The sequence below is a fragment of the Aureispira sp. CCB-QB1 genome (genome assembly GCF_000724545.1).
Taxonomy (GTDB): Bacteria; Bacteroidota; Bacteroidia; order Chitinophagales; family Saprospiraceae; genus Aureispira.
On sequence record NZ_JHBV01000120.1, the window covers coordinates 1 to 389 of the forward strand.

The following is a 389-nucleotide window of genomic DNA, read 5'->3' on the forward strand; positions in this document are numbered from 1 at the left end:
CCACTTGGATAAGCTGTCGCACTTCCTGTTGCCGTCCCGTGACAAGAAACATCTGTCACGATAACGGAATCAATTAAAACAGAGTCGGGTTCTCCAATAGAGATGGGTAGTGCAATCTCACAGTTGTTTCCATCTCGTACAAAAACGGTGTAAGAACCTGCTCCTAAATTGTTGTAAGTATTGATATTGTTAAAGACATTGCCTGTTTGACCAGGTCCTGTTATTTTATATTCATAACCATTCACTCCTAAGGTTCCTGTTCTAGGAGTGGCATTGACTAAGATTTGTCCGTTGGCATCTCCATGGCACAAGACATCAACAGCGGTGTAGGTGGCTGCTAATTGTACTGGGTCAGCAATGGTAATACAAGTATCCATTTGACAACCGGC

1 protein-coding gene is annotated in these 389 nt (G+C 43.2%); it reads right to left on the reverse strand.

What is annotated here, in order from left to right; genetic code table 11:
• A partial coding sequence (locus tag CG11_RS30635) for a hypothetical protein (RefSeq protein ID WP_197043981.1) occupies positions 1-389 on the reverse strand: 389 nt, incomplete at both ends.